Genomic DNA, 8,226 nt, shown 5'->3' with positions numbered 1-8,226 from the left:
CAATATCGTCTATACAGGAGACTTTAAATTTGACCAAACTGCCAGCGAGTCCTACGCGACAGACTTTGCTCGCCTAGCTGAGATTGGCCGCGAAGGCGTGCTTGCTCTCTTGAGTGACTCGGCCAATGCGGATAGTACTATTCAAGTTGCCAGTGAGCAAGAAGTGGGCGATGCCATCTTAGATACGATTGCAGACTGGGATGGTCGTGTCATCGTGGCGGCGGTAGCCAGCAACCTTTCTCGGATCCAGCAGGTCTTTGACGCCGCAGCTGAGACTGGCCGTCGAGTGGTCTTGACAGGGTTTGATGTGGAAAACATCGTCCGCACAGCCATTCGCTTGAACAAATTGTCTCTTGCTAATGAAAAACTCTTGATCAAGCCAAAAGAAATGAGCCGTTTCGAGGATCATGAATTGATCATCTTGGAAACAGGCCGGATGGGTGAGCCAATCAACGGTTTGCGCAAGATGTCGATTGGCCGTCACCGCTATGTGGAAATCAAAGATGGGGACTTGGTCTACATCGTCACAACGCCATCGATTGCCAAAGAAGCTGTGGTGGCTCGTGTGGAAAACATGGTCTACCAAGCAGGTGGCATTGTCAAATTGATCACGTCAAGCTTGCGCGTGTCTGGTCACGGAAACGCACGGGACTTGCAGTTGATGATCAACCTTCTTCGTCCTAAATATCTCTTCCCGATCCAAGGGGAATACCGCGAATTGGATGCCCATGCGCGGGTAGCGATGGAAGTCGGAATCTTGCCTGAGAATATCTTTATTCCAAAACGCGGCACTGTGATGGAGTACGAAAAGGGGGACTTCGTCCCTGCCGGTAGCGTCTCAGCTGGAGATGTCATGATTGATGGGAATGCCATTGGTGATGTGGGCAATATCGTCCTTCGTGACCGTAAGGTCTTGTCAGAAGACGGGATCTTTATCGTGGCGCTCACGGTGAATCGCAAAGAGAAGAAAATTATTTCCAAAGCGCGCGTGCACACCCGTGGTTTTGTCTATGTCAAGAAGAGCCGGGATATTCTTCGTGAAAGTTGCGAATTGGTCAACCAAAGCGTTGAAGACTATTTGGGACAAGACAGCTTTGACTGGGGTGAGTTAAAAGGTTTGGTACGCGACAACTTGTCTAAGTTCTTATTTGAACAAACCAAACGTCGTCCAGCCATCCTACCAGTTGTGATGGAAGTGAAATAATAGAAGAAATGGAAACGCTTGGCGGCCGAAGGCTTGCCGAGTGTTTTTAACAGTAGAAAGAGGAAATCAAATGGCAGTTATGCAGATTGAGTATTATTCAGAAGCCTTGAAGATGGAGTGGGGCGTGTCCGTCCTTTATCCCGATGCATCGCGCGTAGAAGATCCAGCAGATACGGATATTCCAGTTCTCTATCTCTTACACGGGATGAATGGCAACCACCATTCCTGGTTGAAGCGGACCAATGTGGAGCGCATTTTGCGCAATACCAATCTGATCGTGGTCCTGCCTAATACTAATAATGGCTTTTACACAGATACCCAGTATGGCTACAACTATTACACAGCTATTGCGGAGGAATTGCCAGAGACTCTTTCTCGCTTCTTCCCTAATATGACCAAGAAACGGGAGAAGACCTTTATTGCGGGTCTATCTATGGGCGGCTATGGATCGATGCTCTTGGCTCTCAAGACAAATCGTTTCTCCCATGCGGCTAGTTTTTCCGGTGCTCTGAGTTTCCACGATCGGGACTTTGAAAACAATGACTTAGAGCAACCAGCTTTTTGGAAGGGGATCTTTGGAGAGATTGAGGATTGGACGACCAGTCCCTATTCGCTAGAGACTGCTACCAAGAAGTTTTCAGATAAGAAGACCAAGCTCTGGATCTGGTGTGGGGAGCAGGATTTCCTCTATGAGGCCAATAATTTTGAAGTCAAGGAACTAGAAAAGTTAGGTTTGGATGTCACCTATACCCACAGCCCGGGCAAGCACGAATGGTTCTACTGGGAACGTGAGTTGGAGCACTTTTTACAAACCCTACCAATCGACTTTGAATTGGAAGAACGGTTAAGCTAAGATACCAATAGATTGGATATCAGTCAGAGCATTTGTTCTGGCTTTTTTCCTATACATAGGAAGAAAGGCTAGAAAGGTCACTTATTCATTTCAGTCCTGCTTTCTTTGTGGTATAATAGGAACGATTGAAAAATGAGCTAGAAATAGCGAACATGATAAGAGGAGAGAAATATGGCAAAAGATATTCGTGTGCGTTATGCACCAAGTCCAACAGGGCTACTACACATCGGAAATGCTCGTACAGCATTGTTTAACTACTTGTATGCACGCCACCATGGTGGAACCTTTATCATCCGTATCGAGGATACGGACCGCAAACGTCACGTCGAAGACGGAGAACGTTCACAGCTTGAAAACCTTCGTTGGTTGGGCATGGACTGGGATGAAAGCCCTGAGACGCATGAAAACTACCGCCAATCAGAGCGCTTGGAACTCTATCAAAAATATATCGACCAACTCTTGGCTGAAGGTAAAGCTTACAAATCTTACGTCACTGAAGAAGAGTTGGCAGCTGAACGTGAACGCCAAGAAGCAGCAGGTGAAACACCTCGCTACATCAACGAATATCTTGGTATGAGCGAAGAAGAAAAAGCAGCTTATATCGCAGAACGTGAAGCAGCCGGTGTGATTCCAACGGTTCGCTTGGCAGTGAATGAGTCTGGTATCTACAAATGGCACGATATGGTCAAAGGCAATATCGAATTTGAAGGTGGCAATATCGGTGGGGATTGGGTCATCCAAAAGAAAGATGGCTATCCAACTTATAACTTTGCCGTTGTGATCGATGACCACGATATGCAAATCTCTCACGTTATCCGTGGAGATGACCACATCGCCAACACTCCAAAACAGCTCATGGTCTATGAAGCCCTTGGATGGGAAGCGCCTGAATTTGGTCACATGACCTTGATCATCAACTCTGAAACAGGTAAGAAGTTGTCTAAACGGGACACCAACACCCTTCAGTTCATTGAAGACTATCGTAAGAAAGGGTACCTTCCAGAAGCAGTCTTTAACTTTATCGCTCTTCTAGGTTGGAACCCTGGTGGGGAAGACGAAATCTTCTCTCGTGAAGAACTCATCAAGCTCTTTGATGAAAACCGCCTCAGCAAGTCTCCAGCTGCTTTCGACCAAAAGAAAATGGACTGGATGAGCAATGAGTACATCAAGAATGCGGATCTTGAGACTATCTTTGAAATGGCCAAACCATTCCTCGAAGAAGCGGGACGTTTGACAGACAAGGCTGAGAAATTAGTGGAACTTTACAAACCACAAATGAAGTCAGTGGATGAAATCGTTCCATTGACAGACCTCTTCTTCTCAGACTTCCCAGAATTGACAGAAGCTGAGAAAGAAGTCATGGCTGGTGAAACCGTTCCGACTGTCCTTGAAGCTTTCAAGGCAAAACTTGAAGCCATGTCAGACGATGAGTTTGTGGCTGAAAATATCTTCCCACAAATCAAAGCGGTTCAAAAAGAAACTGGTATCAAAGGAAAGAATCTCTTTATGCCAATCCGTATTGCCGTTTCAGGTGAAATGCATGGTCCTGAATTGCCAGATACCATCTACTTGCTTGGACGAGAAAAATCTATCCAACATATTGAAAGCATGTTGGAAAAAATCAGATAATTATCAGAAAAGTCCCTATTAAATGGGGCTTTTTGTTTTACCTCTAAAGTCAAAGTATTATAGGATTTTTTCAAAAAATTGCCCCGGTTTGACAAATTAATCCTATTGAAAACGATTTTATTACTATCTAAAACAAAAATTATAAAAAAATAGCAATAATTAAGGATAATTGCTTCCAAAAATCGACACATTAGTCTATAATGTAAGGGAAATAAAAAATGTAATAAGGAGACAGAAATGTTTTTTAAACGTTCGAACGGTGAATTCCGTGAAACGGATCGTGTGACTCGTTTCAAATTGATCAAATCAGGTAAAAACTGGTTGCGTGCTGCGACTTCTAACTTTGGTCTTTTGAAGGTCATTCGTGGTCAAGTCGAAGAGACTGTTGTAGCTGAAGTGCGTGAAGACGCAGTATCAGTGAAAGAAATGACAAGCCGTGGCTTGCTCAAAGGGATCGTAGCAGCTGGGGCTGTTCTTGGTGCAGCTACAGTAGCGAACACTGCAAAAGCAGATGAAACTGGATCAGATGTTGCGACTGCATCTGAGCTTTCAAGTGAAGCTCTTGTAGTGCAAGGAAGTACTGTACTTGGTACAACATCAACAACAGAATCTCAGTCTGAATCAACAACAGCATCAACAACTGAGTCAACTACTGAATCTCAATCTCAATCTCAATCAACAACAGAATCAGCTAGCGCTTCTGCCTCAACATCTGTAAAAGTGTCAGCATCTCTATCAGCTTCATTGAGCGAACAAGGTTCAGAAGAACTTTCAGCAGCTTCAAGCGAATCAACTGTAGCAGCTGGCTCTGAAGCAAGTGTAGAAAGCACTACAACAGTAGCGAAAGCTGAAGATAAAGTTGTTTTGGAACAAAACGCTTCAGAAGCAGCATTGTTGAACAAGATTGCAGGAGACTACTCAGCAACTGTTTCAGCTCCAGAAAAGAAAGTAGCACTTGATGCTGCCATCGCTAAAGTTCAAACAGAATTGACAGCAAGCAACAGCTTGATCAACGCCAATGCTTCAGCTCAATCATACGCAGACCAACGCGAACGTTTGAGCAAATCAGTAGATGACATGATGGCAACCTTGACTGCAGCAGGATTTACTGGCAATACAACAGTAAATGGTGCTCCTGCTATTTCAGCACAGTTGTCACCAATCTCAACAAGCACTAATGGAACGACAATTCCAGTTATTACAGATGCGAACGGTGCAACGATTGAAGATGCAGCTTTCAATAAATCTGGTTATGCTTTGGATCCAAACGCTGATCGTTTCACTTTCGGTGTATGGCAATTCCTTAAGACGAACCACACTACTGGGGCTAAAACCAACTTTGATTACTATGCTACTCTTTCAGTAGATCGTTCTGCCATCACTGGTAGCCTTTCAGCTAACCCAGATGTTTACTTGCGTATTGTGAAGAAGTCTGATGGTTCAGAAGTTTACACACGTACAATCAAAGCGGGTGAAAGCAATATCTCACTTCCAAGCTACATCACCAACAATAACTCTGATGTAACCAACACTTTGACTTATAAAGGTGCTAACGGCACTGATCCAGGAAACGTTACCTTCTCATTGGTAAATGCAAACCTTGAGTATGAAACACTTCAAATCCGTGATACCAACTACCCAGGTAACGTAGGTGAAGACAAGCCAAACGTTCAAACTTCTGTTCCTTATGCTACAGTTGATCAAACAACTCACTATAAACTTATCGAAGGAAGTTCTACTCCAGGTCAACTATACAAACCTACTGGAAATGAAACAGATTTAGCAAGCTATACACAAACGGGTCTTGCAGGACAACAATTTACAGCTTCAAACAACCGTGATATCCCTGGTTACAAACATGTAGCAGCAACAACTGACTCAACTCAAAAAACATCTGGTATCCTTGGTAAGGGTGTTGTTGGTCAAAAACTTGTCGAACTTCAAGGTGGAGCAAACCACTACTACATGAAACGTATTATTGAAATCGTGGATACAAATGGTTCAACAGTAACGAAAATCTACGCTCTTGATCCATCTCAAGTGAACAATTTTACAACATCTGATATTGGTACAGAAGATGTATCTAAATACACACTTCTTTACACATCATCTGTAAATAAAGCTGGCGATACTTGGAAAGCTACTGAATCGAAAACGACTACTGTAAATAGCAAAAATGGTGACTACCATATTGATGTTGTCGAAACTGCAGGTAGCGGCTCCCTAGTAATTACTGGTTGGCTGTCTAATACAGAAAAAGTTAACCTTACGCACGATGAAACAAAAGTGACTGAAGCTTTTGATAAACCGTTTACGGGTGCGCCAGACGCATCATTAACACCAGCTGGTCAAGGGAATAACAAATGGAACTTGATTGCCGGACGTAATGCGGATGTTGTTGCAAAATCTAAGGTAACTCAACCAGATGGCAGCATTACTTATACAGAATTAAAAGGTTTCTCCTCATTCTCAAACAACTACTCAGTTCCAACTGCGATTAAGCCATCAACTGATGTGAACTATTACTTCGAGAAATTGGGTGATTCTGAGTCTGCATCTCAATCACAATCATTCTCAAACTCTGCATCAGAATCAGAAGTTGTGTCTAAGTCACAATCTCTATCTGAATCAGAAGTAGTGTCTAAGTCACAATCAACATCAGAAGTAGTATCTAAGTCACAATCAACATCAGAAGTAGTGTCTAAGTCACAATCTGTATCAGAAGTGACATCTAAATCACAATCGCTTTCAGAAGTAGTGTCTAAGTCACAATCTGTATCACAATCACAATCGGATACAACATCAGCTTCTAAATCTGCATCAGAATCAGCTTCAGCATCATTGAGTCAATCAAAAGTTGAATCAGCAAGCAAATCATTGTCTGAATCAGTATCAGCATCTACTTCAGAAAGCAAATCAACAGTTGAGTCTACAAGTAAATCAGTATCTGAATCAGCAAGCGCATCAACGTCTGAATCAGCAAGCACCTCAACATCCGAATTAGAATCAACAAGTAAATCAGTATCTGAATCAACAAGCGCATCAACATCTGAATCAACAAGTGCTTCAGCGTCTGAGTCAGCCTCAGTATCAGCTTCTACATCAGAATCTGCATCAGCGTCAGCGTCTGAGTCAGCTTCAGTATCAGCTTCTACATCAGAATCTGCATCAGCGTCAGCGTCTGAGTCAGCGTCTGAGTCAGCCTCAGTATCAGCTTCTACATCAGAATCTGCATCAGCTTCAGCGTCTGAGTCAGCCTCAGTGTCAGCTTCTACATCAGAATCTGCATCAGCGTCAGCGTCTGAGTCAGCCTCAGTATCAGCTTCTACATCAGAATCTGCATCAGCGTCAGCGTCTGAGTCAGCCTCAGTGTCAGCTTCTACATCAGAATCTGCATCAGCGTCAGCGTCTGAGTCAGCCTCAGTATCAGCTTCTACATCAGAATCAGCTTCAGTATCAGCGAGCCAATCAGTATCAGCATCTGCTTCAACTTCTGTATCGGTAAGTCAATCAGTATCAGCATCTGAATCAGTATCAAACTCACTTTCTACATCTGTGTCTGTTTCAGCTTCAAATTCTTCATCGATGTCTGAAAGTGAAACACCTAAAGTTGGTGAAGTAATCATCACTTACATCCGTGAGAATGATGGTAAAGAAATCCAAAAACCTCGTCAAGACACACCAAACTCACCATATGACACACCATATAACACAACTGAGGAAGGTGAAAAACCTAATACTATCAAGACTCCAGACGGTAAGACTTATAAGATCGTACCAAAAGGTGACTACCCAGTAGGTAAAGTTGACGGTGACGGACACCTTGAATCATCTGATCCAATTAAAGGTAAAGTTGATAAACCTAAATCAACAATCACTTACGTTTATAAAGAAGTGAAAGGTGACGTTTACGTTCACTATAAAGACACTGACGGTAACACAATTAAAGATGATGTCACTGATGAAAAAGATCAACCAGTTGATAAAGATTACGATACAGTAATTGACAACCGTCCAAAAGAAATCCAATACAATGGTAAGACATATGAATTGGTACCAGCCGGTAACTACAATGTAGGTAAAGTTGACGAACAAGGTCACCTTGAGTCATCAGACGCTACAACAGGTAAGGTTATCGAAGGACGTAAAGACGTCACTTACATCTACAAACTCAAAGAACAACCAGCACAACCTAAGGGTAATGTCTACGTACACTATGTTGACGTTAATGGTAACAAGATTAAAGACGATGTTACTGACGAAAAAGATCAACCAGTTGATAAAGACTACGATACAGTAGTAGACAACCGTCCAAAAGAAATCGAATTCCAAGGTAAGACATACGAATTGGTACCAGCCGGTAACTACCCAGTAGGTCAAGTCGACGAACAAGGTCACTGGACAGGTGATGATGCTACAACTGGTAAAGTTGTTGAAGGTGATAAGAATGTCACTTACGTCTACAAATTGAAAGAAGATCCAACGAAACCTAAAGAAGGTGATGTTATCATCACTTACGTAGACGAAAAAGGTAAAGAAA

4 protein-coding genes are annotated in these 8,226 nt (G+C 42.9%); all 4 read left to right on the top strand.

Annotation, left to right across the window (positions count from 1 at the left end; translation table 11 throughout):
- Positions 1-1,204, top strand: a 1,204-nt coding sequence (locus tag PAN06_RS11925) for a ribonuclease J (protein WP_269796420.1), incomplete at its 5' end; no start/stop codon positions are given.
- A gap of 70 nt (positions 1,205-1,274) precedes the next feature.
- Positions 1,275-2,057, top strand: a complete 783-nt coding sequence (locus tag PAN06_RS11920; protein ID WP_269796419.1) for an alpha/beta hydrolase family protein — start codon at positions 1,275-1,277, stop codon at positions 2,055-2,057.
- A gap of 171 nt (positions 2,058-2,228) precedes the next feature.
- Entirely contained in the window at positions 2,229-3,686 is a 1,458-nt protein-coding gene (gene gltX / locus PAN06_RS11915) for a glutamate--tRNA ligase (protein WP_269796418.1), read from the top strand.
- 237 nt (positions 3,687-3,923) lie between these two features.
- Positions 3,924-8,226, top strand: a 4,303-nt coding sequence (locus tag PAN06_RS11910; RefSeq protein WP_269796417.1) for an accessory Sec-dependent serine-rich glycoprotein adhesin, incomplete at its 3' end; no start/stop codon positions are given.

It is taken from the genome of Streptococcus sp. SM3, from assembly GCF_027497875.1.
Note: the sequence above shows the minus strand (reverse complement) of the source record. Positions and strands in the feature narration are given on the sequence as shown.